The sequence below is a fragment of the Streptomyces sp. NPDC058145 genome (genome assembly GCF_042884245.1).
Classification (GTDB): Bacteria; Actinomycetota; Actinomycetes; order Streptomycetales; family Streptomycetaceae; genus Streptomyces.
In genome coordinates, this window is the sequence record NZ_JBHVUH010000008.1 from 223419 (window position 1) to 248092 (window position 24674).

The 24674-nt window shown below is 71.8% G+C and carries 25 protein-coding genes; 16 read left to right on the top strand and 9 right to left on the bottom strand.

Annotated features, from left to right (window positions below; translation table 11 throughout):
• Window positions 1-3: 3 nt before the first annotated feature.
• From ACFVVO_RS19970 to ACFVVO_RS19985, 4 genes are read right to left on the bottom strand one after another with little or no spacing between them, the layout of a single operon-like run.
• Complete coding sequence (locus ACFVVO_RS19970) at window positions 4-822, bottom strand: FMN-binding protein (protein ID WP_390056594.1); 819 nt, start codon at window positions 820-822, stop codon at window positions 4-6.
• A 17-nt stretch (window positions 823-839) separates the two neighbouring features.
• Complete coding sequence (locus ACFVVO_RS19975) at window positions 840-2222, bottom strand: ferric reductase-like transmembrane domain-containing protein (protein ID WP_390056596.1); 1383 nt, start codon at window positions 2220-2222, stop codon at window positions 840-842.
• Window positions 2223-2281: 59 nt separating this feature from the next.
• Window positions 2282-2752, bottom strand: coding sequence for an FMN-binding protein (locus tag ACFVVO_RS19980; RefSeq protein ID WP_390056597.1), 471 nt, complete (start codon window positions 2750-2752; stop codon window positions 2282-2284).
• Window positions 2753-2762: 10 nt separating this feature from the next.
• A complete protein-coding gene (locus tag ACFVVO_RS19985) occupies window positions 2763-4115 on the bottom strand; it encodes a ferric reductase-like transmembrane domain-containing protein (protein ID WP_390056599.1) in 1353 nt (450 codons plus the stop codon).
• A 153-nt stretch (window positions 4116-4268) separates the two neighbouring features.
• On the opposite strand from ACFVVO_RS19985, the gene ACFVVO_RS19990 reads away from it, so the two are divergent.
• The gene (locus ACFVVO_RS19990; RefSeq protein ID WP_390056601.1) at window positions 4269-5009 is read left to right on the top strand and encodes a response regulator transcription factor; all 741 of its coding nucleotides are present in this window, start codon (window positions 4269-4271) and stop codon (window positions 5007-5009) included.
• Window positions 5006-6469, top strand: coding sequence for a sensor histidine kinase (locus ACFVVO_RS19995; protein WP_390056603.1), 1464 nt, complete (start codon window positions 5006-5008; stop codon window positions 6467-6469). The genes ACFVVO_RS19990 and ACFVVO_RS19995 overlap by 4 nt, the downstream gene beginning before the upstream one ends.
• On the opposite strand, the gene ACFVVO_RS20000 is transcribed toward ACFVVO_RS19995, so the two are convergent.
• Both ACFVVO_RS20000 and ACFVVO_RS20005 read right to left on the bottom strand, forming a co-directional pair.
• A complete protein-coding gene (locus tag ACFVVO_RS20000) occupies window positions 6456-7157 on the bottom strand; it encodes a L,D-transpeptidase (protein ID WP_390056605.1) in 702 nt (233 codons plus the stop codon). The two genes, ACFVVO_RS19995 and ACFVVO_RS20000, sit on opposite strands and share 14 nt — an antisense overlap.
• A gap of 3 nt (window positions 7158-7160) precedes the next feature.
• A complete protein-coding gene (locus ACFVVO_RS20005; protein WP_390056607.1) occupies window positions 7161-7748 on the bottom strand; it encodes a pyridoxamine 5'-phosphate oxidase family protein in 588 nt (195 codons plus the stop codon).
• 422 nt (window positions 7749-8170) lie between these two features.
• Between ACFVVO_RS20005 and ACFVVO_RS20010 the strand changes: the two genes are divergently transcribed.
• The 5 genes from ACFVVO_RS20010 to ACFVVO_RS20030 all read left to right on the top strand — a co-directional run bounded on the left by ACFVVO_RS20010 (window position 8171) and on the right by ACFVVO_RS20030 (window position 14230).
• Window positions 8171-9373 (top strand): argininosuccinate synthase, encoded by a 1203-nt coding sequence (locus ACFVVO_RS20010; protein WP_390056609.1) that lies wholly within the window; start codon window positions 8171-8173, stop codon window positions 9371-9373.
• A gap of 131 nt (window positions 9374-9504) precedes the next feature.
• The gene (gene argH, locus ACFVVO_RS20015; protein WP_390056611.1) at window positions 9505-10962 is read left to right on the top strand and encodes an argininosuccinate lyase; all 1458 of its coding nucleotides are present in this window, start codon (window positions 9505-9507) and stop codon (window positions 10960-10962) included.
• A gap of 115 nt (window positions 10963-11077) precedes the next feature.
• Window positions 11078-12049, top strand: coding sequence for an aldo/keto reductase (locus ACFVVO_RS20020; protein ID WP_390056612.1), 972 nt, complete (start codon window positions 11078-11080; stop codon window positions 12047-12049).
• Between the two features lie 94 nt (window positions 12050-12143).
• Window positions 12144-12710, top strand: coding sequence for a TetR/AcrR family transcriptional regulator (locus tag ACFVVO_RS20025; RefSeq protein WP_390056614.1), 567 nt, complete (start codon window positions 12144-12146; stop codon window positions 12708-12710).
• Window positions 12707-14230 carry an MFS transporter gene (locus ACFVVO_RS20030; protein ID WP_390056615.1) on the top strand — a complete coding sequence of 508 codons (1524 nt, stop codon included), beginning with the start codon at window positions 12707-12709 and terminating at the stop codon, window positions 14228-14230. The genes ACFVVO_RS20025 and ACFVVO_RS20030 overlap by 4 nt, the downstream gene beginning before the upstream one ends.
• A gap of 109 nt (window positions 14231-14339) precedes the next feature.
• Here ACFVVO_RS20030 and ACFVVO_RS20035 read toward each other — a convergent pair whose 3' ends face one another.
• Complete coding sequence (locus ACFVVO_RS20035) at window positions 14340-15011, bottom strand: lysophospholipid acyltransferase family protein (protein WP_390056617.1); 672 nt, start codon at window positions 15009-15011, stop codon at window positions 14340-14342.
• A 398-nt stretch (window positions 15012-15409) separates the two neighbouring features.
• Between ACFVVO_RS20035 and ACFVVO_RS20040 the strand changes: the two genes are divergently transcribed.
• The 3 genes from ACFVVO_RS20040 to ACFVVO_RS20050 all read left to right on the top strand — a co-directional run bounded on the left by ACFVVO_RS20040 (window position 15410) and on the right by ACFVVO_RS20050 (window position 17742).
• Window positions 15410-16594: a glycerophosphodiester phosphodiesterase gene (locus tag ACFVVO_RS20040; protein WP_390056618.1), complete on the top strand. Its 1185-nt coding sequence runs from the start codon at window positions 15410-15412 to the stop codon at window positions 16592-16594.
• Window positions 16595-16692: 98 nt separating this feature from the next.
• Window positions 16693-17199 (top strand): sigma-70 family RNA polymerase sigma factor, encoded by a 507-nt coding sequence (locus tag ACFVVO_RS20045; RefSeq protein WP_390056620.1) that lies wholly within the window; start codon window positions 16693-16695, stop codon window positions 17197-17199.
• Window positions 17200-17244: 45 nt separating this feature from the next.
• Window positions 17245-17742, top strand: coding sequence for a GNAT family N-acetyltransferase (locus ACFVVO_RS20050; protein ID WP_390056622.1), 498 nt, complete (start codon window positions 17245-17247; stop codon window positions 17740-17742).
• Here ACFVVO_RS20050 and ACFVVO_RS20055 read toward each other — a convergent pair.
• Together ACFVVO_RS20055 and ACFVVO_RS20060 are read right to left on the bottom strand one after the other, a co-directional pair.
• Entirely contained in the window at window positions 17732-18151 is a 420-nt protein-coding gene (locus ACFVVO_RS20055; RefSeq protein WP_390056623.1) for a hypothetical protein, read from the bottom strand. The two genes, ACFVVO_RS20050 and ACFVVO_RS20055, sit on opposite strands and share 11 nt — an antisense overlap.
• A 1-nt stretch (window position 18152) precedes the next feature.
• Complete coding sequence (locus ACFVVO_RS20060; RefSeq protein ID WP_390056625.1) at window positions 18153-18512, bottom strand: hypothetical protein; 360 nt, start codon at window positions 18510-18512, stop codon at window positions 18153-18155.
• A gap of 69 nt (window positions 18513-18581) precedes the next feature.
• On the opposite strand from ACFVVO_RS20060, the gene ACFVVO_RS20065 reads away from it, so the two are divergent.
• From ACFVVO_RS20065 to cbiE, 6 genes are all read left to right on the top strand, one after another.
• Window positions 18582-19232, top strand: a complete 651-nt coding sequence (locus tag ACFVVO_RS20065) for an HAD family hydrolase (RefSeq protein ID WP_390056627.1) — start codon at window positions 18582-18584, stop codon at window positions 19230-19232.
• A 421-nt stretch (window positions 19233-19653) separates the two neighbouring features.
• On the top strand, window positions 19654-20697 hold the full coding sequence (locus tag ACFVVO_RS20070; RefSeq protein WP_390056629.1) for a methionine ABC transporter ATP-binding protein: 1044 nt from the start codon (window positions 19654-19656) through the stop codon (window positions 20695-20697).
• Window positions 20694-21431: a methionine ABC transporter permease gene (locus tag ACFVVO_RS20075; RefSeq protein ID WP_390056631.1), complete on the top strand. Its 738-nt coding sequence runs from the start codon at window positions 20694-20696 to the stop codon at window positions 21429-21431. Before ACFVVO_RS20070 ends, ACFVVO_RS20075 begins: the two co-directional genes overlap by 4 nt.
• A gap of 74 nt (window positions 21432-21505) precedes the next feature.
• Window positions 21506-22339, top strand: coding sequence for a MetQ/NlpA family ABC transporter substrate-binding protein (locus ACFVVO_RS20080; protein ID WP_390056633.1), 834 nt, complete (start codon window positions 21506-21508; stop codon window positions 22337-22339).
• A 164-nt stretch (window positions 22340-22503) separates the two neighbouring features.
• Window positions 22504-23142: a GNAT family N-acetyltransferase gene (locus tag ACFVVO_RS20085; protein WP_390056635.1), complete on the top strand. Its 639-nt coding sequence runs from the start codon at window positions 22504-22506 to the stop codon at window positions 23140-23142.
• Between the two features lie 133 nt (window positions 23143-23275).
• On the top strand, window positions 23276-24499 hold the full coding sequence (gene cbiE, locus ACFVVO_RS20090) for a precorrin-6y C5,15-methyltransferase (decarboxylating) subunit CbiE (protein WP_390056637.1): 1224 nt from the start codon (window positions 23276-23278) through the stop codon (window positions 24497-24499).
• Window positions 24500-24674: the final 175 nt, after the last annotated feature.

A 24674-nucleotide genomic window follows, 5' to 3' on the forward strand; every position in this document is an offset into this window, starting at 1 on the left:
GGGTCAGCCACCGGCCTGGTCGAGCGCCGACTGCAGCGACTGCTTGTAGCCGGTGCTCGTGTACGTGGCCCCGGACACCGCGTCGATGCCGGCGTTCCCGGCGGCCACGGCCTCCTGGTTGAGCTTGGGTACGGCGAGCGCGGTCTTCTGGTCGCTGACCCCGCCCTTGGGCGCCTGCACCGCCTGCGCCTGGGTGATCCTGCCCCCGCTGACCGTGATCCTGACCTGAACCGGGCCGTACTGCGTCTGCGCGACCCGGCCGGTGACGGTCCGGGCCTGCGCGGACCCCGAGGCACCCGAGGAACCGGAACCCGAACCCGAGCGGGAACCCGAGCCGGACCCGGAACCCGAGCCGGCACCGCCCCTGGACGACGACGCCTTCACCTTGTCCAGCGCCGACTGCAGCGACTTCTTGTACCCCGCGCTCGTGTACGTCGCCCCGGACACCGCGTCGATGTCGGCGTTCCCGGCGGCCACGGCCTCCTGGTTGAGCTTGGGTACGGCGAGGGCGGTCTTCTGGTCGCTGACCCCGCCCTTGGGCGCCTGCACCGCCTCCGCCTTGGTGATCTTCCCGTCCGCGACGGTCAACCGCACCTGCACGGCCCCGTACTGGGTCTGCGCCGCGTCACCGGTGACGGTGCCCGCCGCCGCGCCGCCGCCCTGCGGCGCCTGCTGCGCGGCCGCGCCCGCCTGCGAGGCCGCGCCGGCCGCCGGCGCCGCGGCCGGGTCCGACGCGGGCTTCAGCGACAGCAGCAGCACGACTCCGGACACGGTGGCCGCGGTGGCCAGCACGACGCGCCGAATGGGGTGGCTCTTCCTCATCGCTTCGCAGCTCCCGCTCACATCTCGAACGACTCGTGGTGGATACGGCGCGCGGGGACTCCCGCGCCGCGCAGTGCCTCGTACACGGACTGCGCGAACCCGGGCGGCCCGCACATGAAGACGTCGTGGTGGTCGACGTCCGGGATCTTCCGCTGGAGGTTCTCCGCGGAGATGTCCGGCCGCTCACCGTCCGGGCTGTTGACCGCGTACATCAGGCGGGCGCCCCGTTCCTCGGCGATCGCGGCCAACTCGTCCCACAGTGCCAGGTCCTGGGTGGTGTTGGCCCGGTAGAGCAGGGTGATGTCACCGGCCGCCCCGGGCAGCGTCTCGAACAGCGCCCGCATCGGCGTGATGCCGACCCCGCCCGCCACCAGCAACACCTTGCCCCGGCTGCGCCGCTGCGCGGTGAGCGCCCCGTACGGGCCCTCCGCCCACACCCGGGTGCCGGGCACCAGCTCGCGCAGCCGGGAGCTGTGGTCGCCGATCGCCTTCACCGTGATCCGCAGCATGTCGGGCCGGGGCGCCGCCGACAGCGAGTACGGGTGCGAGCTGAACCGCATCCCGGGGGCCAGGAACCGCCAGCGGAAGAACTGCCCCGCCTCCGCGCCCATCCGGTGCAGCCTCCGCCCGCCGATCAGCACCGACACGATGCCCGGCGTCTCCTCGATCACCGCCTCCACGCGCATCCGGTGACGGACGTTGAGCCGGACCGGGGTGAGGATCCGGTACCAGAGCACCAGCGCCGTGACGGCGCCGTACAGCCCGTACCAGAAGGTCTTGGCGACCGGCTCGACCGCGAAGTCGTTGCCGGTGCTGATCTGGTGCCAGAACGTCAGGAACACCGCCGCGTACGTCAGCAGATGCACGTGGTACCAGGCGTCGTACGGCAGCCGGCGGCGGATCCCGCCCACCGAGCTGACCCCGATCAGCACGAACAGACCCGTGCCGATGGCGGCCTTGCCCATGTCCGGCAGCTGGTTGACGGAGTCTACGGTCTGCTGGACCACGTCGCCGAGCGATCTGCCCGCCTGCAGCGCGTACCCCCACATGGTGAGGAAGACGTGCGCGACGATCAGGCAGAGCGTGTAACGGCCGCTCATCGCGTGCCAGCGGGCCACCCGGTCGGAGCCGACCCGCCGCTCCAGCGCCGGTACGCGCGCCATCTGGAGCACGACGAGCGCCATCAGATAGCCGGCCAGCAGACCGGTGATCCGGCCCGCGTTCAGGACCCTGCCGTTGTTGTCCGCGATGGCCGGGGTGTTGTGCCACCAGAGCCACAGCACGGCCGCCGCGCCCGCCCAGACCGCGATCAGCAGCGGAACGGCCGGGGAGCGGCGCGGGCGGATGCGGCGCATCGTCTGGCGGCGGGCGGCACGTCCGCCTGCGAGCGTGGTGGTCACGGTTCCTCCGTGGGGACTTGACCCTTGGCCCAGAGATACGTGCCGGGCGCGCCGAGTGTTCAGAGCCCCGCCGAGTCCAGCGCGGACTGCAGCGACTGGCGGTAACCGTCGCTGGTGTACGTGGCTCCCGAGACCGAGTCGATCTGCGCGCTCTGCGCGTTCAGCGCCTCGCGCCGCAACTGGGGGACGGCGTAACTGTTGATCTCCTGGTCGCGAGGGTTCTCCGTCGGGTAGGCGACCGCGGTGACGTCGGTGAGCTTGCCGCTCTTGATCGTCACCCGCACCTGGACGGGGCCCCAGCGGGTCTGGACGGAGTCACCGGTGACCGTTCTGGTCCCGGTGGAGGGCGCCTTCGTCGTCCCCGGGGAGGCACTGGAACTGCTGCTCGTCGGCGCCGGCGCGGGGGTGCCGGCGGCGAGCGCCGGGCCCGCGTGCGGCTTCAGCGACAGCAGCAGCACCATCCCGGAGACGGTGGCCGCGCTCGCCAGCACGATGCGGCGGAAGGGGCGGTTCTTGTTCAACGCGTGCACGGAAGCAGCCTCACAGCTCGAACGACTCGTGGTGGATACGGCGGTCCGGCACCCGGGCCGCCCGCAGCGCCCGGTACACGTCCTGCGCGAAGCCGTGCGGGCCGCATATGTAGACGTCGTGCCCGGCCAGGTCCGGGAACGTCGACCGCAGCGACTCGGCCGTGATGTTCGGGCGCTGCCCGTGCGGCCCGTTGAGCGCGTACAGCACCCGGGCACCGCGCCAGCGGGCGATCGCCTCCAGCTCGCCGCCCAGTGCCAGGTCCTCGGCACCGCGGGCCCGGTACAGCAGGGTGACCTCGCCGGGCAGCGTCTCGAACAGCGCCCGCAGCGGGGTGATGCCGACGCCGGCGGCGATCAGCAGGGAGCGGTGCGAGGTGGCCCGGTCGGCGGTCAGGGAGCCGTACGGGCCCTCCGCCCAAACCCGGGTGCCCGGCCGCAGCAGCGGCACGGCCGCGCTGTGGTCGCCGAGCGCCTTGACCGTGATCCGCAGCAGGTCCGGGCGCGGCGGCGCCGACAGCGAGTACGGCGTGGACGTCCAGCCCATGCCCTCGCCCAGGAACCGCCAGCGGAAGAACTGCCCCGGCCGCGCACCCAGTTCGTCCAGGTACCGGCCCCGCACGACGACCGAGTACACGCCCGGCGCCTCCTGGTGCACCGAGTCCACCCGCAGCCGGTGCCGCCGGTTGAGCCGCACGGGCGCGAGGAGCCGGAACCACACCACCAGGGCCGCCACCCCGAGGTACAGCGCGTACCAGAGAGCGGTGGCCACCGGCCTGCCGTTGAACTGGTCGCCCAGCGTCAGCTGGTGGAAGAAGGCCAGGAACACGGCCGCGTACGTCAGCAGATGGACGTAGTACCAGAACTCGTAACTCGTGCGGCGTCGCGCGGCCCGTGCCGAGGTGATGCCGACCGCGAGGAGGATCACCGTGCCGGCGGTCGCCTTCAGCATGTCCGGGTAGTCCAGGACCACCGTCACCGTCTCGTGCCACAGCGAGGCCCGGTCCTGCGCCGCGTACCCGGCGAGGATGAACCCCACGTGCGCGAGCAGCAGGCAGATCGTGTAGCGGCCGGCCATCGCGTGCCAGCGCGCCACCCGGTCCGAGCCGATCCGCACCTCCAGCAGCGGCACCCGGGCCATCAGCCCGACCAGCACCGCGCAGGCGTACCCGCACAGCAGTCCGGCGATCCGCCCGGCCCCGGTCAGCCAGCCGGCCGTGCCGACCACGGACCCGGTACCGGTCCACCACAGGGCGACCACGCCCGCGGCCCCCGCCCACAGCACGGCCAGCACGGGCCCCGCGGGGGAGCGCCGAGCGGTCCGGGGCCTGGATGGCGCCGCCCGTCCCATTTCCACGGTGGTCATCGAGTGCCGTCCCTTCGGTCGTCGTGCCAGGCCACTGTGCGTGGACAAGCTCTGAGGAAGCTCTGAGCGGCCCGGGATCCGGCCGACTCAGAGCAAACTCACAGCTCCCCCGGAGGCCCGCCGGGCGCCGTACGCGCGATGCTGGTAGACGCCATGAACACCACTCGCTCCGGCCGCCCCGCCCTCACCCGACCCGACGGCACCCCGCTGCGCGTCCTCGTCGTCGACGACGATCCCGACCTCGCGGAGGTGCTGACCGGTGCCCTGCGCTACGAGGGCTGGGAGGTGCGCGCGGCCGGCGACGGGGCCTCGGCGGTCAGTGCCGCGCGCGAGCTGCTGCCCGACGCCGTCGTCCTCGACGTGATGCTGCCCGACACCGACGGCTTCGCCGTGCTGCGGCGTCTGCACGAGGTCAAGCCCGAGGTCTGCGTGCTGTTCCTCACCGCCCGCGACGCGGTCGAGGACCGCATCGCCGGCATCACCGCGGGCGGCGACGACTACGTCACCAAGCCCTTCAGCCTCGAGGAGGTCGTCGCCCGGCTGCGCGGCCTGCTGCGCCGGGCCGGCATGGCCCGCCAGCTGGAGGACGGGCCCCGGCTGGTCGTGGGCGACCTGGTCATGGACGAGGAGGCCCGCGAGGTGACCCGGTCCGGGGAGCTGATCGAACTCTCCCCGACCGAGTTCGAGCTGCTGCGCTTCCTCATGCGCAACCCGCGCCGGGTGCTCAGCAAGGCCCAGATCCTCGACCGGGTCTGGTCCTACGACTTCGGCGGCCGGGCCCATGTGGTCGAGCTGTACATCTCCTACCTGCGCAAGAAGGTGGACGCGAGCCGCGAACCCATGATCCACACGGTGCGCGGGGCGGGCTACGTGCTGAAGCCGGTGACCCGGTGAGGGCCGTACGCCGTCTGCCCCGCCCCCGCACGTTGCGCGCCCGGCTCACCGTCGGCCTCGTGGTCCTGCTCGCGGTGAGCTGCGCGGCCGTGGGACTCGCCGCGGTCGTCGAGCTGAACGGCTTCCTGACCCAGCGCCTGGACGAACAGCTCGTCCAGGTCGGCACGCGGTTCCCGGAGAGCATGGAGCACAACGCGCCGCTCCCGGACCACGACGGCGACGAGCACGGCGACACCCGCCGTCAGGCCACCGGAACCTTCGGCGCCCGCCTGCTGGACGGCAAGGTCACCAACAAGGGCCTCATCCGCTCCGGCGACCCGTCCGCCGACCTGAACGTCGACCTGACGGCCGAAGACCAGCAGCGGCTCGCCCGGGTACCGGCCGACGGCCGCCCCCACACCGTCGAGCTGTCCGCCCTGCACGACTACCGGGTCATCGCCTCCTCGGGCCGGGACGGGGACGTCCTGATCGTCGGCCTCCCGCTGGAGCCCGTCGAGGCCACCGTCCACCGCCTGGAACGGGTGGCGGGCATCGTCTTCGGCCTCGCCCTCGTGATCACCGGCGTGGCCGGGGCGCTCTGGGTCCGCTGGTCGCTGCGCCCGCTCAGCCGGGTCGCGGCCACCGCCACCCGGGTCAGCGAGCTCCCGCTCGCCAGCGGTGAGGTCGCCCTGCCGCCCCGCGCCCCGGTGTCCGACCCGCGCAGCGAGGTGGGTCGGGTGGCGGCCGCCTTCGACCGCATGCTGGGCCATGTCGAGGGTGCCCTGACCAAACGGCACGCCAGCGAGGAGCGGCTGCGCCGCTTCGCCGCCGACGCCAGCCACGAGCTGCGCACCCCGGTCGCCTCGGTCCGCGGCCACGCCGAGCTGGCCCTGCTGCACCCCGGCCCGGTGCCGGTGGAGGTGAGCCGGGCCCTGGAGCGCATCGCCGCCGAGTCCTCCCGCATGGGCGAGATGGTCGACGACCTGCTTCTGCTGGCCCGCCTCGACGCCGGCCGCCCGCTGGAGCGCCGCCCGGTCGACCTGACCCGGCTGGTGCTGGACGCGGTGACGGACGCCCGGGCCGCGGGCCCCGGCCACCGCTGGACGCTGGACCTGCCCGAGGAACCGGTGACGGTGACGGGCGATGCCCACCGGCTTCACCAGGTGCTGGCCAACCTGCTGGCCAACGCCCGGCTGCACACCCCCGAGGGCACCGAGGTGACGGTGACCCTGACGGCCGGGGGCGGCACGGCCCGCCTCGCCGTCCACGACGACGGCCCCGGCGTCCCCGAGGACGTACAGCCGGGTGTCTTTGAACGCTTCACCCGCGCAGAGCACCGCCGCCGCGCGGACGCCTCCGGCGGCGGCGCGGGGCTCGGGCTGTCGATCGTGGCGGCCGTGGTGGAGGCGCACGGAGGGAGCGTGGAACTGGAGAGCGGGCCGGGATCGACGACCTTCACGGTGCTCCTCAGTACCGCGTGACGGCCGTGGCGCCGTCCGCCGTCCCGATCGCGACGTGCGGCTTGCGCGCCGGATCCGCCCAGCTCAGGATCTTCCGCATCGCGTCCTCGGGCACGGACACACAACCCGCCGTCGCGGCCTTGCCGTTCACGTGCAGGAAGATCCCGGCGCCGCGCCCGCGCACGGGCCGGTCGTAGTTGAAGCCGATGACGAGCGCGTACCCGTACTGGGGGTCGTAGGAGCCCAGTTTCTCGGACTGCGAGGCACGGCAGTCGGCCGGCAGCGGCTCGGTCCAGCGGTTGTACGACGTGGAGTCGTTGTCCTGGCACCACCAGGAAGCGGCCGTCACCGGCCGGTACTCGACGCGGGTCCCGGCCGGGGCGGCCTTGATGCCGAAGCCGAACGGGATGCCGTACAGCCCGGTCGGCGTGGTGTTCGTGCCCTGCTCGCGCGCCCCTCCCTCCACCAGCCCGTTCGCCCCGAACCGGGCGGGCGCGGAGCCGGCCTCCACCCACTGCCCGTCCCGCAGGTCCCACCAGGTCACCGTCCCCGACGTCGAGCCGGTGACCGGTGCCGACGCGGTGATCAGCTGGGTGCCGCCGCCGGTGTCCGCCATCCGCGCGGGCAACGGCTCCGTGCCGTGGCCGGGGGAGAGACCGAGCACGCAGACGGACGCGGACACGAGGGCGAGGACGACACCGGGGCGCATGGCTCAGACGCTAGACGGGGGGAGCGGCAACGGCAGCCCGGGTAGGCCGTCCAGGCTCGTCGCCACGTGCTCCTTCTTGGTGAAGTACGCGCTCAGCGAGGCGTTGTCCTCCCGCGCGAACCGCTTCCCGTGCAGGTCGCGGTCCTCCTCGTACGCCATGCGGGGGACGGCGTAGCCGCAGGTGTCGCGGATCAGCTCGGCGCGCACGACGACGATCGCGCGCAGTCCGTGGGCGCTCGGGTCGATGTCCGGGAAGCGGGCGAGCAGCCCGGCGAAGCGCGGGTCGTCGCGGAAGACCGGCTCGCCCCGGCCGTGGACCCGGACGATGTTCGGCGGGCCCTGGAAGGCGCACCACATGAGGGTGATGCGGCCGTTCTCCCGCAGATGCGCGATCGTCTCCGCGTTGGAACCGGCGAAGTCGAGGTAGGCCACGGTGAGTTCGTCCAGCACCGCGAACGAGCCGCGCAGTCCCTTGGGCGAGAGGTTGATCGTGCCGTCGCCGGAGAGGGGAGCGGTGGCCGTGAAGAAGAGGGGCTGCTCCTCGATGAACGTCCGGAGTCTGCCGTCTATGCGCTCATAGGTCTTTCCCATGTCGGACGATTATCGACGCGACTCCTTCGTCTGTCTGACCAATGGTCGTTCGGAGTACGGGTTTCGCCCCACCGCGGCCACCCCGGCCGGCGTCTGCGGGGTGGCCGCGGCCGCCTGTCACCTCACTTCGTGAGCGTGCAGGCCGCGAGGGTGCCGAGGCTGGTGGGCTTGGTGGAGGCGCGCCCGAGGGGGATGGCGATGCGGTCGACGGCGGAGGCGCGCTCGTCCTTGAGGGTCCGAGGATGGCGTTGTCGACGAAGTCGGCGCCCGCGTTCGGAGGGGATTACGGGGAAGCGGTTTCATCCGTTCAACAGGATGTCAGGACTCCCCGGAACCTCCGGCTCGCCGGAGCGGCGATTGACGAATCATGCGGAGTTCTGCATACTCATGCATATCAGCGAATGCACTGTGAGGAGAAACCCGTGACCGAGCGCGTCGTACTCGCCTACTCAGGCGGTCTGGACACCTCCGTCGCCATCGGCTGGATCGCCGAGGAGACGGGCGCCGAGGTCATCGCCGTTGCGGTCGACGTCGGCCAGGGCGGCGAGGACCTGGACGTCATCCGCAAGCGCGCCCTCGCGTGCGGTGCCGTCGAGGCCGAGGTCGCCGACGCCAAGGACGAGTTCGCCGACGAGTACTGCCTCCCGGCGATCAAGGCCAACGCCCTCTACATGGACCGCTACCCGCTGGTCTCCGCCCTGTCCCGGCCGACGATCGTCAAGCACCTGGTCGCCGCCGCCAAGAAGCACGGCGCCACCACGGTCGCCCACGGCTGCACCGGCAAGGGCAACGACCAGGTCCGCTTCGAGGCCGGCATCGTCGCCCTCGCCCCCGACCTGAAGTGCATCGCCCCGGTCCGCGACTACGCGATGACCCGGGACAAGGCGATCGCCTTCTGCGAGGCCAAGCAGCTCCCGATCGCCACCACCAAGAAGTCCCCGTACTCCATCGACCAGAACGTCTTCGGGCGCGCCGTCGAGACGGGCTTCCTGGAGGACATCTGGAACGCCCCGATCGAGGACATCTACGAGTACACCTCCAACCCGGCCGTCCAGCGTGAGGCGGACGAGGTGGTCATCACCTTCAAGGAAGGCGTCCCGGTCGCCGTCGACGGCAAGCCCGTCAGCGTGCTGCAGGCCATCCAGCAGCTCAACGAGCGGGCCGGCGCCCAGGGCATCGGCCGGATCGACATGGTCGAGGACCGCCTGGTCGGCATCAAGTCCCGCGAGGTGTACGAGGCGCCCGGCGCGATCGCCCTGATCACCGCCCACCAGGAGCTGGAGAACGTCACCGTCGAGCGCGAGCTGGCCCGCTACAAGCGGCAGGTCGAGCAGCGCTGGGGCGAGCTGGTCTACGACGGCCAGTGGTTCTCCCCGCTCAAGCGCGCCCTGGAAGGCTTCATCAACGAGGCCAACCAGCACGTCTCCGGCGACATCCGGATGACCCTGCACGGCGGCCGCGCCGTCGTCACCGGCCGGCGCTCGGAGTCGTCGCTGTACGACTTCAACCTCGCCACCTACGACACCGGCGACACCTTCGACCAGGCCGCGGCCAAGGGCTTCATCGACATCTACAGCCTGTCGTCGAAGATCGCCGCGCGGCGTGATCTGGCAGGCGGAGCCTGACGTGGACCTGGCCTGAGCCAGGGCGGGGGACCCCGTACGGGTCACCTCGCGACGGCCGCCTGACAGCCGCCTCCTCGCCTGCAAGGGTGAGGGGGCGGTCGCACAGAGACGACTTCCGAGGAGCAACGCAAGTGAGCAGCAACAGCGGTGACGTACGGCTCTGGGGCGGCCGTTTCGCCGACGGTCCCGCCGAGGCCCTGGCGAAGCTGTCCGCGTCCGTCCACTTCGACTGGCGGCTCGCGCCCTACGACATCGCCGGCTCCCGCGCCCACGCGCGCGTCCTGCACAAGGCGGGGCTCCTCACCGAGGACGAGCTGACGCGCATGATCGGCGGCCTGGACCGGTTGGAGGCGGACGTGACGGACGGCTCCTTCGTCGGCACCATCGCCGACGAGGACGTCCACACCGCCCTGGAGCGCGGCCTGCTGGAGCGCCTCGGCCCCGACCTCGGCGGCAAGCTGCGCGCCGGCCGGTCCAGGAACGACCAGGTCGCGACGCTCTTCCGGATGTACCTGCGGGACCACGCCCGGATCATCGGCGGCCTGATCGCCGAACTCCAGGACGCGCTGATCGGCCTCGCCGAGGCCCACCCGGACGTGGCGATGCCCGGCCGCACCCACCTCCAGCACGCCCAGCCGGTGCTCTTCGCCCACCACGTGCTCGCCCATGTGCAGTCCCTGTCCCGGGACGCCGAGCGGCTGCGCCAGTGGGACGAGCGCACGGCCGTCTCGCCGTACGGCTCCGGCGCCCTGGCGGGCTCCTCGCTGGGCCTGGACCCGGAGGCGGTGGCGAAGGACCTCGGCTTCGAGCACGGCAGCGCCGGCAACTCGATCGACGGCACGGCCTCCCGCGACTTCGTGGCGGAGTTCGCCTTCGTCACCGCGATGATCGGGGTCAACCTGTCCCGGATCGCCGAGGAGATCATCATCTGGAACACGAAGGAGTTCTCCTTCGTGACCCTGCACGACGCGTTCTCCACCGGCTCGTCGATCATGCCGCAGAAGAAGAACCCGGACATCGCCGAGCTGGCGCGCGGCAAGTCCGGCCGGCTGATCGGCAACCTGACGGGTCTCATGGCGACACTGAAGGCTCTGCCGCTCGCCTACAACCGCGACCTCCAGGAGGACAAGGAGCCGGTCTTCGACTCCTGCGACCAGCTCGAGGTCCTGCTCCCGGCCTTCACCGGCATGATGGCCACCCTCACGGTCAACCGCGAGCGCATGGAGGAGCTGGCCCCGGCCGGCTTCTCGCTCGCCACCGACATCGCCGAGTGGCTGGTGAAGCAGGGCGTGCCGTTCCGCGTGGCCCACGAGGTCGCGGGGGAGTGCGTGAAGGTCGCCGAGGCCGAGGGCAAGGAGCTGGACGAGCTCACGGACGAGCAGTTCGCGAAGATCTCCGTCCACCTCACCCCGGAGGTCCGTTCGGTCCTCGACGTCCCCGGCGCCCTCGCCTCCCGCAGCGGCCGCGGCGGTACGGCGCCCAGCGCGGTCGCCGTCCAGCTTGCCGAGGTCAAGGCGGACGTCGCGGCACAGCACGCGTGGGCCACGGCGCCCCGCAAGGCGCACGGGGAACCGCGCCACGAGTCGTAGGGCACCCGCCCTCGCCAAAGCAGCGATCCGACCGAGTTGTTGGGCGGACCCGGAGGTCATCGCGGGTTACGTTGGTCGTCAAAGCCGTACCGGAGCCGACCGAACGGAGCCTGCGATGCCTTTCGCCCGCCTCGCGACAGCGACCACGCCGACGAGCCACATCGGCCTCGGCCTGGCCGCGGTGGGCCGCCCCGGCTACATCAACCTCGGCCGCGACCAGGACCTCGGAGAGAACCGCAGCGCCGAGGCACTGCGCGAGCGCACCCACGAACTCCTCGACGCCGCCTACGCGCAGGGCGTGCGCTATTTCGACGTGGCCCGCTCCTACGGCCGCTCCGAGGAGTTCCTCGCCGGCTGGCTGGCCGCCCGCCCGGACATCGGCGATGTGGTCGTCGGCAGCAAGTGGGGCTACACCTACACCGCCGACTGGTCCACCGACGCCGAACGGCACGAGGTGAAGGACCACGGCCTGGCGACCTACGAGCGGCAGCGCGCCGAGACCGACGAACTGCTCGGCGACCGGCTCGACCTCTACCAGATCCACTCGGTGACCCCGGACAGCCCGGCCCTCACCGACAAGGAACTCCACGCCAGGCTCGCCGAGGCCGCCGCCGGCGGACTCACCGTCGGCTTCTCCACCAGCGGACCCGCCCAGGCCGACGCCATCCGCGCCGCGCTCGAGGTGAGGGTCGAGGGCGAGCCCCTCTTCCGCACCGTCCAGTCGACGTACAACGCCCTCGAGACCTCGGCCGGGCCCGCGCTGGCCGAGGCGCACGACGCTGGGCTGACCGTGATCGTCAAGGAGGGCATGGCCAACGGCCGGCTCGCCGCGCCGCACGCCCCGGACATGCTGAAGGCGGTGGCAGGGGAGACCGGCCTCGGCTGCGACGCCGTGGCCCTCGCCCTGATCCTGCGACAGCCCTGGGCCGGGGTCATCCTCTCGGGCGCCGCGACGCTCAACCAGCTCGCCTCCAACCTGCACGCGGCCGTCGTGGACCTCGACATGGACCAGCTCACCCGGCTCGCCACGCTCGTGGAGGACCGGCACGCCTACTGGGAGCGGCGCGGACAGCTGCCCTGGCACTGACGGGCACCCGCTCCGAACCAGCTCCGACCAGCGGTCATGAGTCACGCATGCCTAAGATGAGACATCAGTGTCTCATCTGGGCTATCCTTGTCTCATGGCCCTGGATCGTGACCTCGTGCTGCGCAGCGCAGCCGCCCTGCTGACCCGCAAGTCCACCGCGACCATGGACGAGGTGGCCAAGGCCGCCGGGATCAGCCGGGCCACCCTGCACCGCCACTTCGCGGGACGCGACGCCCTCGTCCGGGCCCTGGAGGCGCTCGGCATCGCGGAGTGCGAGGCCGCCCTGGACGCGGCCCGCCTGGACGAGGGCCCGGCGGGCGAGGCGGTCCGCCGTCTGGTCCGCGCCATCGAACCCGCGGCCGGCCTGCTCGCCTTCCTCTACACCGAGAACCAGTTGTTCGAGGGCGAGGAGCAGAACCAGGGCTGGACCCGCCTCGACGAGCGCCTCACGGGCCTGTTCCGGCGCGGCCAGGAGAGCGGCGAGTTCCGCATCGACCTCACCCCTGCCTGGCTCACCGAGGCGCTGTACGGCCTGCTGGCGTCCGGCGCCTGGGCGGTCGCGGAGGGCCGGGTGGCCGGCAAGGACTTCAGCCACATGGTCGGCGAGCTGCTGCTCGGCGGCGCACGACGTGCGAACGCACCGCGAAGAGAGGAATCATGACCAGCACCCTGCAGCCGGCCGCCACGACCGGGGCGGTGAGGCGCCCGGACCGCTGGCTCGCGCTCTCGGTCCTCGTCCTGGCCGTGCTGCTGGTGGCCGTCGACGCCACCGTCCTCGGCCTCGCCACCCCCTACATCAGCGAGGACCTGCGCCCCTCCGGCACCCAGTTGCTGTGGATCGGCGACGTCTACTCCTTCGTCATCGCCGGGCTGCTGGTCTCCATGGGCAGCCTCGGTGACCGCATCGGCCGCAAGCGCATCCTGCTCGTCGGCGCCACGGCGTTCGGCGCGATCTCCGTCCTGAACGCCTACGCGACCACACCCGAACTGATGATCCTGGCGCGGGCGCTGCTCGGCGTCGCGGGCGCCACCCTGATGCCCGCCACCCTCGCCCTGATCCGCAACCTCTTCCACGACCCGCGCGAGCGCAGCCTCGCCATCGGCATCTGGGGCGCCACCGCCTCCGCCGGCACGGCCGTCGGCCCCATCGCGGGCGGCTTCCTGCTGGAGCACTTCTGGTGGGGCTCGGTGTTCCTGATCAACCTGCCGGTCATGGGGGTGCTGGTCCTGGTCGGCATCCGCACGCTCCCCGAGTCCCGCAACCCCCACCCGGGCCCCTGGGACCTGAGCAGCGTCGTGCTGTCCCTCGTCGGCATGATCGGCGTCGTGTACGCGGTCAAGGACGCCGCCGCTCACGGGCCGACCCCGGTCGCACTGACCGCGGGCCTGCTGGGCGCGGCCGCGCTGTACGGCTTCGTGCGCCGCCAGCTCACCATGCCGACCCCGCTGCTGGACATGCGCCTGTTCCGGCGCCGGGGCTTCAGCGGGGCGGTCCTCGCCGACCTGCTGACCGTCCTGGGCATGTCCGGCCTGGTGTTCTTCCTCTCCCAGTACCTGCAACTCGTCCAGGGCAGGCGCCCGTTCGAGGCGGGTCTGGCGGAACTGCCCGCGGCCGTGGGCGCGGTGGCGGCCGGCCTGGTCGCGGGCCGCGCGGCCCGCCGCTTCTCGGTGCGGGTGGTGGTCTCCGGCGGCCTGGCGGCGGTCGGTGCGGCCCTGGCCGTGCTGACGACGCTGAGCCGGTCGACGGGCTACCCGCTGCTCGGCGCCGCGCTGCTCGTCGTGGGCGTGGGCGCCGGTTTCTCCTTCACGGTGACCGCCGACGTCATCCTCGCCGGCGTCCCCAAGGACGAGGCGGGCGCGGCGTCCGCGGTCTCGGAGACGGCGTACGAACTGGGCGCGGCGCTGGGCATCGCCCTGCTGGGCTCCATCGTGACGGGCGCCTACCGCGGCTTCACCGGCCCGGCGGGCACCCCGGCCCGGGCCCACGAGTCACTGGGCGGCGCGGTGGAGGCCGCGAAGGACATGCCGACCCACCCGGCACAGCACATGCTGGACGCGGCCCGCGACTCCTTCGTCCACGGCCTCCATCTCGCCTCGGGCGCAGGAGCGGCAGTCCTGCTCGCCACAGCGGCGGCGGCGTGGTTCCTCTTGAAGGGCCACAACCTGGAAAACACAGGCTGAGCGAAGCGCCCGGAAAGGGGCGCGGGCTGTATCGATCCGCGGCTCCGCCGCGCGGGCGCGACCAGCCCCCACGCGCCCGCACCCAAGAGCCTGCCGAACCGCCGGAGGCTCAGGCCGCCTTCGCCTTGGTCGCGTACATGTCCACGTACTCCTGACCGGACAGCCGCATGACCTCGGCCATCACCGAGTCGGTCACCGCCCGCAGCACGTAGCGGTCCCGGTCCATCCCCTCGTACCGGGAGAACTCCATCGCCTCGCCGAAGCGCACGGTCACCCGGCCGGGCCGCGGGATACCCGCCCCGCCCGGCTGCAGCTTGTCCGTGCCGATCATCGCGAAGGGGACCACCGGGGCACCCGTCATCAGGGTGAGCCGGGCGATGCCGGTGCGGCCACGGTAGAGGCGGCCGTCGGGGGAGCGGGTGCCCTCGGGGTAGATGCCGAAGATCCTGCCCTCCTCGAGAACGCGGCGCCCGGTCATCAGGGCCGCCACACCGCCGCGGCCGCCGTCGCGGTCCACCGGGATCATGCCGACGCCGATGAAGAACCACGCCATGAGCCGGCCCTTGAGGCTCTTGCCGGTGACGTACTCGTCCTTGCCGATGAAGACGACCTGACGGTCGCAGACCAGCGGCAGGATCATCGAGTCGATGAAGGTCAGGTGATTACCGGCCAGGATGACCGGCCCGTCCCCCGGGATGTGCTCCACGCCCTCCACCTGAGGGCGGAACATCAGACGCATGATCGGTCCGAGCACTGCCTTGATGAGCGCGAAGCGGGACAACGGGTCCTCCGATGTCGAGGTGAACGATATGTGTCTGTGCAGGTGAGGACATTACTCGCGGCTCCGGGGGAAGCGCACATCGGGGAGGCCCGGTTCACCGAGGTCTTACGCACTGTTGACACTGGTTTACCTGCGGTGAAGCGCCGGAACCGAGGTGTGGCGTCCGGGTGGGCGATGTGACGGACATCGCGCGGAGCCCGCACCCTCCGGCTACCCGCTCCGCGCCCGGCGATACCGACGCATCGTCACATCCCGCCGCCCGCCGGACATCCGGCGTCACCCGCTTGTTCGAACAAGGGTCTCCCGTATGTCACACCGACACCCCTACGATCGGCGCGCACCGGCGCCCCGGAACCGGAGCGCCGGGGACAGACACGCAGCGAACGGCAGGAGGGCGCATGGACCGCATGGACGGCGACCGGGCGAACGAGCGGCAGCGGACCACCGGACGGCGGGCCGTGCTCGGCGCGGCGGTGCTCGGCGCGGGCGGGGCGGTCCTCGGACTGCCCGGCGCCGCCCGGGCGGCCGGTGCCGGGGCGGCCGCACACGGCGGGCGGGGGCTGAAGAGCCTGCCGGTGCCGACGATCATCGGCCACCGAGGGGCCAGCGGCTACCGCCCCGAGCACACCTTCGGCTCCTACGAGCTGGCCCTCGACCTCGGCGCGGACATCGTGGAGGCCGGAGACCTGGTGCCCACCCGGGACGGCCATCTCGTCTGCCGGCACGAGCCGGAGATCGGCGGCACCACGGACGTCGCCTCGCACCCCGAGTTCGCGAGCCGCCGGACCACCAAGGTGCTGGACGGCGTCTCCACCACCGGCTGGTTCACCGAGGACTTCACCCTCGCCGAGCTGAAGAGGCTGCGCGCCGTCGAGCGCATCCCGGCCAACCGGCCGCACAACACCCTCTACGACGGACGCTGGGAGATCCCCACCTTCGAAGAGGTCCTGAAGTGGCAGGACGAGCAGACCCACAGGCGGGGCAGGCAGGTCTGGATCTACCCGGAGACCAAGCACCCCACCTACTTCCGCAAACTGGGCCTCGGCCTGGAGGAGCGCGTGGCCAAGGTGCTGCGCAAGCACGGCAAGGACGGCCGGAACGCGCCGGTGATCCTGCAGTCCTTCGAGCCGACCAGCATCCAGCGGCTGAACCGGCTCGTCGACAACCCGCTCGTCGTGCTGCTCTCCTCGGCCAACAGCCGCCCCTACGACTTCGTCGACACGGGGGACCCGCGCACGGTCGCCGACCTCATCGCGCCCAAGGGTCTGCGGGAGATCGCCGGTTACGCCCAGGGCATCGGCCCGACGCTGGACCTGGTCATCCCGAGGAAGGCGGACGGCACCCTCGCCGAGCCGAGCACGCTGGTCGCCGACGCGCACAAGGTCGGGCTGATCCTGCACCCCTACACCATGCGCAACGAGAACCCCTTCCTCCCGGCCGAGTACCGCAAGGGCGGCGCGGCGGACGCCTACGGTGACGCCTTCGGCGCCTTCGCCACCTACTTCGCCACCGGTATCGACGGCGTCTTCACCGACAACGCCGACACCGGCCTGCTCGCCAGGGCCGACTTCCTGGCCCGCTGACCCAGCGGCCCGCGTCAACGCCCCAGCCGCACGCACTCTTTCGGTGTGAGCGCGCGTCGTCCCGGAACCCGGCACCGGGACGGCGCGTCGTTCCGCGTATGACGCACGACCTGGTAGCCGCCCTCGGTCCCCTGTTCACCGCCGAGGCGTCCGCCGAGGCGCAGGCGTCCGGGAGCGAGCCGGCCGACCTGGAACAGGCCGTCTGGCTGCGGCTGCTGGAGCGCCTCGCGGCCGGCGGGCCGCCCCCGGACCCGCACGGCTGGCTGCGCGACGCCGTTCGCGCCGAGGGCCGCCGCAGCCGCCGTACCGCCCGGCGCGAACGGCCGTACGGAGCCGAACCGGCCGACGACGCGCGCCCCGGACCGGAGCAGCTCGCCCTCACCGCCGCCCGCTACCGCGCCCTGCGCGACGCGGTCCGCCGACTGCCCGGGCGCTGCCCCCGGCTGCTGGAGGCACTGCTCTCGCCGAAGGACCCGACATACCGGGAAATCGCCGGGGAGTTGGGTATCTCACAGGGCAGTCTCGGACCGGAACGCTCCCGATGTCTGGGATGTCTGCGGCGATTGCTCGCACCGGAGGTTGCGGCCCGCGAAGCGCGGGGATAGGAGTGGGGGACGACCGGTGATCAGGTGAGCGGGAGGCATGCGCACATGGGCATGAGCGTGACCATCTCGGTGGCGACCGAGCAGGACGCGGAGCAGATCTTCAGGCTCCAGTACCTGTGCTTCCAGAGGGAGGCGGCACTGTACGGCAACTACCGCATCGACCCGCTCGTGCAGAGCCTCGACTCCGTCCGTCAGGAGGTCGTCGCCGACTGCGTGTTCGTCGCACGGCTCGGCGAGGAGGTGGTCGGCTCGGTCCACGGCAAGGTGACCGAGGACGGCGCGGCCGCCATCGGCAAGCTCTGTGTCCACCCGCGGCTCCAGGGCCACGGCATCGGCGCGCGACTGCTGCGCGCGGCCGAGACGGCACTGTCCGAGCAGCGCGGCGCCACCCGGTTCCGCCTCCACACCGGCCACCGCAGCGAGGGCAACCTCCGTCTGTACCGCCGGGTCGGCTACGAGACGGTGGGCCGGTCCACGGGCGCCGACGGAGTGGAACTGATCATCCTGGAGAAGCGGGCGGGCACGTACGCGGCTACCGCGTGACGCGCTCGCGCGACCTGCGCAGCCAGTACATCGCCGAGAGCGGCAGCAGCACCGGGATGAAGACGTATCCCATGCCGTAGTCGGACCAGACGGTCGCGTCCGGGAAGGCGGAGGGGTCGGCCAGGGTCCACGTACCCACGATCAGCACGCCCGCGAGCTCGGCGGCACAGCACACCAGTGCCGCCCTGCGGGCCCTCTCCCCGCCCCGGACCAGCGAGTACGTGATGAACCCGTACACCATGCCGGCGGCCGCCGACAGTGAGTAGGCCAGCGGTGCCCGGTCGAAGTCCGTCGCGATCTGGTAGGCCGAGCGCGACACCGCCCCGACCACCATCACGCCGTAGAACCAGACCAGCAGTATCCCCGGCCCGCTGATCAGCCGGGCCGGCTTCTCCTGAACCGCCGTCATCTCAGGCTCCCCAGATGTCATACAGCCGCACCTCCAGCACGGCGAGGACCACGCCGCCGGCGGCCACCGTCACGGAGCCCCAGCGGGTCCGCTCGGCCAGCGACATGAAGCCCGCCGCCGGCAGGCAGGCGAACGCGCCCAGCAGATACGCCACGAAGATCACCGTGCCCTGCTCCGGCTTCTCGCCCCGCGCCAGCCGCACGACCCCGACGACCAGCTGGACCACGGCCAGCAGGGACACCACGGCCATGCCGATGAAGTGCCAGTCCTTGGTCGGCTGGTCCCGGTAGGCGGCCCAGCCGCACCAGGCGGCGAGCAGCAGCGCGGTGAGCCCGGTCACCAGCGTCAGGGCATTGAGCATGCGGTGACCTTATTACGGCGGAAACGACCCGCCGCCGCCGACCCCGCTGTACGCCGTAGGGTCTAGACCATGACGATCCACGCACAAGCCCTCCTGTTCGACAACGACGGCACCCTGGTCTCCTCCCTCGAATCCGTCGAGCGCTGCTGGACCCGCTGGGCGCGGGAGTACGGGATCACGGCCGAGGAGTTCGGGCGGGTGGAGCTGCACGGGCGGCCCGCGGCGGAGATAGTCGCCGACCTGCTGCCCGCCCGCCTGGTCCCGGAGGCGGTCGCGCGGGTCGAGCAGCTCGAGGTGGAGGACGTGCCCGACGGAGGGGTGCGGCTGCTGCCCGGGACGCGGGACTTCCTGGACTCGCTGCCCGCCGACCGCTGGGCCGTCGTGACCTCCGCCACCCGGCGGCTCGCCGAGGCCCGGCTGGACGCCGTCGGCATCCTGCCCAAGACGTTCGTCGCCGCCGACGACATCACCCGCGGCAAGCCCGACCCCGAGCCCTACCTGCTGGCGGCCCGGCAGCTCGGCGTGGACCCGGCCCACTGCGTGGTCTTCGAGGACGCCCCCGCCGGGCTCCAGGCGGGCCGCGCGGCCGGAATGACCACCGTGGCGTTGACCACAACCCACCGGGCCGCGGAACTGCGGGCCGACCTGGTGGTCAGGGACCTCTCGGCCTTGTCCGCACTGGTCACCGACGAGGGAGTGGAGATCTCCGTCCGCGGCTGAGCGTGTCCCGCCCCTGTCCACCGCCGTCCACTATGCGGACAGCGGTCGCCGGTCAGCACCGTAGGTCTGGTTTACTGATCGCATGACCACGACGAGCAACCGCATCCCCGCGACCGAGGCGACCATGCCGCCCGGTGCTCGCTGTATGTGTCGAATGTGCGCCTTCTAGAGGGCCCCCGCACCACCTGAGCCTCGCGCCCCGAAGCGAGAGCCGTGGCCTGTCCCCGCCGCCGCAGCGGCACCGCGGACTGACGCCTCCCCCACTGCCTGAACGGGTTGGGGGGACCCCCGCCGCGCACACGATGTTCTCCCCGGTTCCATCGCCACAGCGAGAACCGTGCCGCGTCCCTGACCGAATGCAATGAATGCACCCGTGCCCGGGCACACCCACGCCCGCGCACTCGACAGTGACGGAATCCCTGTGATCACCACATCGGGCCTGACCAAGGTCTACCGCTCCCGCGGCCGCGAGGTCACCGCCCTCGACGGCGTCGATCTCCATGTCCGCGAGGGCGAGGTCTACGGCGTCATCGGCCAGTCCGGCGCCGGCAAGTCCTCGCTCATCCGCTGCGTCAACCTGCTGGAGCGGCCCACCTCCGGCACCGTGACCGTCGCCGGACAGGACCTCACCGCCCTCGCCGGCCACGGCCCGCGGGCCGGCCGGGAACTGCGCCAGGCACGCAGCCGGATCGGCATGGTCTTCCAGCACTTCAACCTGCTCTCCTCGCGGACCGTTCAGGACAACGTCGAACTGCCGCTGGAGATCCTCGGCAAGTCCGGCAAGGAGCGCTCCCGCAAGGCCCTGGAACTGCTGGACCTGGTCGGCCTCGCCGACAAGGCGAAGGCCCACCCCGCCCAGCTCTCCGGCGGCCAGAAGCAGCGCGTCGGCATCGCCCGCGCCCTGGCCGGCGACCCCAAGGTGCTGCTCTCCGACGAGGCCACCAGCGCCCTCGACCCGGAGACCACCCGCTCCATCCTGCAGCTGCTGCGCGACCTGAACCGGCAGCTCGGCCTGACCGTCCTGCTCATCACCCACGAGATGGACGTCGTGAAGTCGATCTGCGACTCCGCCGCCCTCATGGAGAGGGGCCGGATCGTGGAGTCCGGCACGGTCAGCGAGCTGCTGGCCACCCCGGGCTCCGAGCTGGCCTCCGCCCTCTTCCCGGTCGGGGGCGAGGCCACCGGCACCGACCGGACCGTCCTCGACGTCACCTTCCACGGCGAGGCCGCCACCCAGCCGGTCATCTCCCAGCTCTCGCGCACCTACAACATCGACATCTCGATCCTCGGCGCCGCCATCGACACCGTCGGCGGACTCCAGATCGGCCGGATGCGCATCGAGCTGCCCGGCCGCTACGAGGACAACGTGGTGCCCGTCGGATTCCTGCGCGAGCAGGGCCTGCAGATCGACGTCGTCGAACACGAGGGCCAGGAGCCCGTGCTGGTGAAGGAGGGCGCGAAGTGACCTGGTCCGAGATGTGGTCGCTGCTGGAACCGGAGTGCTGGAACACCGCCTACATGGTCGGGTGGTCCACGCTCATCGCCGTCGTCGGCGGTCTGCCGCTGGGCATCCTGCTCGTGGTCAGTGAGCGCGGCGGCCTGCTGCAGAACGTCGTGGTGAACAAGGTCCTCGGGCAGGTCGTGAACATCACCCGCTCCATGCCGTTCATCATCCTCATGGTCGCCCTGACCAGCTTGACCCGGTGGATCACCGGGACCAGCATCGGCCGTGACGCGGCCATCGTGCCACTGGCCATCGGCGCCATCCCGTTCTTCGCGCGCCTCGTCGAGACGGCCGTCCGCGAGGTGGACGGCGGGCTCGTCGAGGCCGTGCAGTCGATGGGCGGCAACACCCTCACCATCGTCCGCAAGGTCCTCGTGCCGGAGGCCCTGCCGTCGCTGATCGCCTCCGCGACCACCACCCTCGTCGCTCTCATCGGCTACTCCGCCATGGCCGGCACCGTCGGCGCCGGCGGCCTCGGCGACCTGGCCGTCCGCTACGGCTACCAGCGCTTCGAGACCGGCCTGATGTGGGTGATCGTGGCGATCCTCGCCGTCGTCATCTCCCTCATCCAGTTCGGCGGCGACTACGCGGCCCGCGCCCTGCACCACCGCGGCGCCCGCTCCGGTCCCACGCCGAAGCTCCGCCTGCTCAAGGCCAAGGAGCCCGCGGCCGCCGACGTCACCGAGGTCGCCTGAGCGTCACCGTCCCGCCCCCGGAACTCCCCGTCCACATATCACGGGGTCGCACCACCCAAGGAAAGGCACTTTTCGTGCGTAACACCGCCAAGCTCACCACCGCCGTCCTCGCCGCCGGAGCCCTCACCCTCGGGCTCAGCGCCTGCGGCTCCGACAAGGACTCCGCCGGCTCCTCCGACTACAGCGGCCCGCTGGTCGTCGCCGCGAGCCCGACCCCGCACGCCGAGATCCTGAACTTCGTCAAGAAGAACCTGGCGAAGAAGGCGGGCCTCGACCTCGAGGTCAAGGAGTTCACCGACTACATCACGCCGAACACGGCGACCGAGGACGGCTCGGTGGACGCCAACTACTTCCAGAACCAGCCGTACCTCGACGACTTCAACAAGAAGCGGGGCACCCACATCGCGCCCGTCGTCACGGTGCACCTGGAGCCGCTCGGCCTCTACTCCCACAAGGTCAAGAAGGCCGACGCCCTGAAGAGCGGTGCGACCATCGCCGTCCCGAACGACGCCGTCAACGAGGCCCGCGCCCTGAAGCTGCTCGCCACCAACGGGCTGATCACCCTCAAGGACGGCGTCGGTACCGAGGCCACCCCGCGGGACATCACCAAGAACCCGAAGAAGCTCCAGTTCAAGGAGGTCGAGGCGGCCCAGACCGCGCGCTCCCTCGACGACGTGGACGCGGCGGTGATCAACGGAAACTACGCCATCTCCTCCGGCATCAAGCCCGCCAAGGAGGCGCTGGTCCTGGAGTCCGCGAAGAACAGCCCCTACGGCAACTTCCTCGCGGTCAAGGAGGGCAACGAGAAGGACCCCCGGGTCAAGAAGCTCGCCAAGCTGCTGACCTCGCCCGAGGTGAAGAAGTTCATCGAGGACAAGTACCAGGGCTCGGTCATCCCGTCCTTCTGAGCCCATATCGCCACGCACGGGGTCCGCGCACTCACGAGGTGGGGGTGCCCCCACGCCTTTCGGGCCGTGGGGGAGGGCCCCGTTGTGCGATTCGGTGCTTTCATGCTGCATGCTGGGCAGTTCAGCAGCCCCTGCAGGTTTTTCCGAAGGTTACGGAGCGGCGCATGAGTAGCACCTTCCCCAACATCTCCATCAGCACGGAGCGGTTGGTGCTGCGACCCCTCGACGAGGACGACGTGCCCGCGATGGCCGAGATGATGAACGACGAGCAGATCGCCGCCTGGACCGACGTACCGCAGCCGTTCACCGAGAACGGCGCCCGGCACTGGATCACCGCGTACGCGCCCGCCGAACGCGCCGCGGGCCGGGGCCTGGACCTCGCGGTCACCGAGTTCCTCACCCAGCGCCTGGTCGGTATCGTCCAGCTGACCAAGGCCAACTGGCACATCCGTTCCACCGAGCTGTCGTACATCATCGCGCCCTGGGCCCGCGGCGAGGGCTACGCGTCCGAGGCCGCGCTCGCCACCGCCCACTGGCTCTTCGGCGACCAGAAGTTCGAGCGCATCGAACTCCGCACCGCCGCCGACAACACCGCCTCCCAGCAGGTGGCCCAGAAGATCGGCTGCATCAGCGAGGGCGTGCTGCGCAACGCCTGCATAGCCCACGTCCGTACCGAGGACGGCACCTGGACCGACACGCGTACCGACTTCATCGTCTGGAGCCTGCTTCCGGAGGACCTCGAAGGCGGCGACGAGGAGTTCGCCGATACCGGTGGTTTCACCTCCTACTCCGACTGGAACTGACACCACCGGGGCCGCGCGCAACCGCGCACCGCACCGCCCCCACCGCGCGTCCGCCGGCTTCACCGGGTACGCTCACGGAGCCCGCCCAGGGCCCCGTACCCCAGACGACCTGCGAAAACGGAGACTGACGACGATGGCCGACCGGGTCACGGTGATCGGCTGGGACGGCTCGCCGCCGACCGAAGCGGCACGCGCCGCCCTCGGCGCCGCCACGCTCGTGGCAGGCGCGGCCCACCACCTGGAGCTCCCCGAGATCCCGCCCGCCGCCGAGCGCGTCCGCCTCGGCAGCGTCGCCCTGGCCGCCCGCCGCATCGCCGGGCACCGCGGCACCGCGGTCGTGCTCGCCGACGGCGACCCCGGCTTCTTCGGCGTCGTACGGACCCTGCGCGCACCGGAGTTCGGACTCGAGGTCGAGGTCGTCCCCGCCGTCTCCTCGGTGGCCGCCGCCTTCGCGCGTGCCGGCATGCCCTGGGACGACGCCCAGGTGGTCGTCGCGCACCGGCGCACCCTGCGCCGCGCCGTCAACGTGTGCCGGGCCCACACCAAGGTCGCCGTCCTCACCTCACCGGGCGCCGGACCCGCCGAACTCGGCCTCCTGCTCGAGGGAGTGCACCGGACCTTCGTCATCTGCGAGGAACTGGGCACCGCGCGCGAACAGGTCACCGTCGTCACCTCCGACAAGGCCGCCGACCACACCTGGCGCGATCCGAACGTCGTCATCGTCATCGGCGGCCGGGCGGCGGTTGCCGGGGACAGCGGCTGGATCGCCGGGCGCGACCCGGGCACCGGGCCGCGCGGCTGGGTGCAGCCGGACCAGGAGTACGGCGCGCGCGGCGGTCTCGGCGAGGGGGAGACCCAGCTGTTGCGGGCCGCCCAACTCGCCCGCCTCGGACCCCGCGTCGGCGACCTCGTCTGGGACATCGGCTGCGGCAGCGGCGCGTTGGCCACCGAGGCCGCGCGCGCCGGGGCCGCCGTCATCGCCGTGGACCGGCTGCCCGAGGCCTGCGCCCGGACCGAGGCGGCCGCGCGCCGCTTCGGCGTCCAGCTCCAGGTGGTCCACGGCACCGCCCCGCACGTCCTCGAAAACCTGCCCGAACCCGACGTCGTGCGAGTGGGCGGCGGGGGAGCGGCCGTGGTCTCCGCCGTCGCCGACCGCCGGCCGCAGCGCATCGTCACCCACGCCGCGACCCGCGACGAGGCCGAACTCGTCGGCCGCGGGCTGACCGAGCACGGATACCGGGTCGAGTGCGCCCTGCTGCAGTCCGTCGAACTGGACACCAGGGCCTGGACGGAGACCGAGCGGAACGTTGCGTTCCTGCTCACCGGAGAAATTCAGCGGCGCGAAGCGCCTCGTTGAGGGACAGCGGTCGGGCGACGGGCGGGCCTGCCCGATCGCGCCCCGTGATCCTGTTGTCGTACCGCGCGCGGTAGGCTGGCCGATCGTTGTGCCGTACCCGTGGCCCGGAGCTTCGTTCGTCAATGTCCGGAAAGCGCGCCCGTTTTGGGGTGGGTGTGGTACGGCAGAACCCGAG

Excerpts from the sequence above, each read along its gene's own strand:
- ACFVVO_RS19970 (WP_390056594.1), bottom strand. The coding sequence starts at position 822 with ATGAGGAAGAGCCACCCCATTCGGCGCGTCGTGCTGGCCACCGCGGCC.
- ACFVVO_RS19985 (WP_390056599.1), bottom strand. The coding sequence starts at position 4,115 with ATGACCACCGTGGAAATGGGACGGGCGGCGCCATCCAGGCCCCGGACC.
- ACFVVO_RS19990 (WP_390056601.1), top strand. The coding sequence starts at position 4,269 with ATGAACACCACTCGCTCCGGCCGCCCCGCCCTCACCCGACCCGACGGC.
- ACFVVO_RS20000 (WP_390056605.1), bottom strand. The coding sequence starts at position 7,157 with ATGCGCCCCGGTGTCGTCCTCGCCCTCGTGTCCGCGTCCGTCTGCGTG.
- ACFVVO_RS20005 (WP_390056607.1), bottom strand. The coding sequence starts at position 7,748 with ATGGGAAAGACCTATGAGCGCATAGACGGCAGACTCCGGACGTTCATC.
- ACFVVO_RS20020 (WP_390056612.1), top strand. The coding sequence starts at position 11,078 with ATGCCTTTCGCCCGCCTCGCGACAGCGACCACGCCGACGAGCCACATC.
- ACFVVO_RS20025 (WP_390056614.1), top strand. The coding sequence starts at position 12,144 with ATGGCCCTGGATCGTGACCTCGTGCTGCGCAGCGCAGCCGCCCTGCTG.
- ACFVVO_RS20030 (WP_390056615.1), top strand. The coding sequence starts at position 12,707 with ATGACCAGCACCCTGCAGCCGGCCGCCACGACCGGGGCGGTGAGGCGC.
- ACFVVO_RS20040 (WP_390056618.1), top strand. The coding sequence starts at position 15,410 with ATGGACCGCATGGACGGCGACCGGGCGAACGAGCGGCAGCGGACCACC.
- ACFVVO_RS20045 (WP_390056620.1), top strand. The coding sequence starts at position 16,693 with ATGACGCACGACCTGGTAGCCGCCCTCGGTCCCCTGTTCACCGCCGAG.
- ACFVVO_RS20050 (WP_390056622.1), top strand. The coding sequence starts at position 17,245 with ATGGGCATGAGCGTGACCATCTCGGTGGCGACCGAGCAGGACGCGGAG.
- ACFVVO_RS20055 (WP_390056623.1), bottom strand. The coding sequence starts at position 18,151 with ATGACGGCGGTTCAGGAGAAGCCGGCCCGGCTGATCAGCGGGCCGGGG.
- ACFVVO_RS20060 (WP_390056625.1), bottom strand. The coding sequence starts at position 18,512 with ATGCTCAATGCCCTGACGCTGGTGACCGGGCTCACCGCGCTGCTGCTC.
- ACFVVO_RS20065 (WP_390056627.1), top strand. The coding sequence starts at position 18,582 with ATGACGATCCACGCACAAGCCCTCCTGTTCGACAACGACGGCACCCTG.
- ACFVVO_RS20085 (WP_390056635.1), top strand. The coding sequence starts at position 22,504 with ATGAGTAGCACCTTCCCCAACATCTCCATCAGCACGGAGCGGTTGGTG.
- cbiE (WP_390056637.1), top strand. The coding sequence starts at position 23,276 with ATGGCCGACCGGGTCACGGTGATCGGCTGGGACGGCTCGCCGCCGACC.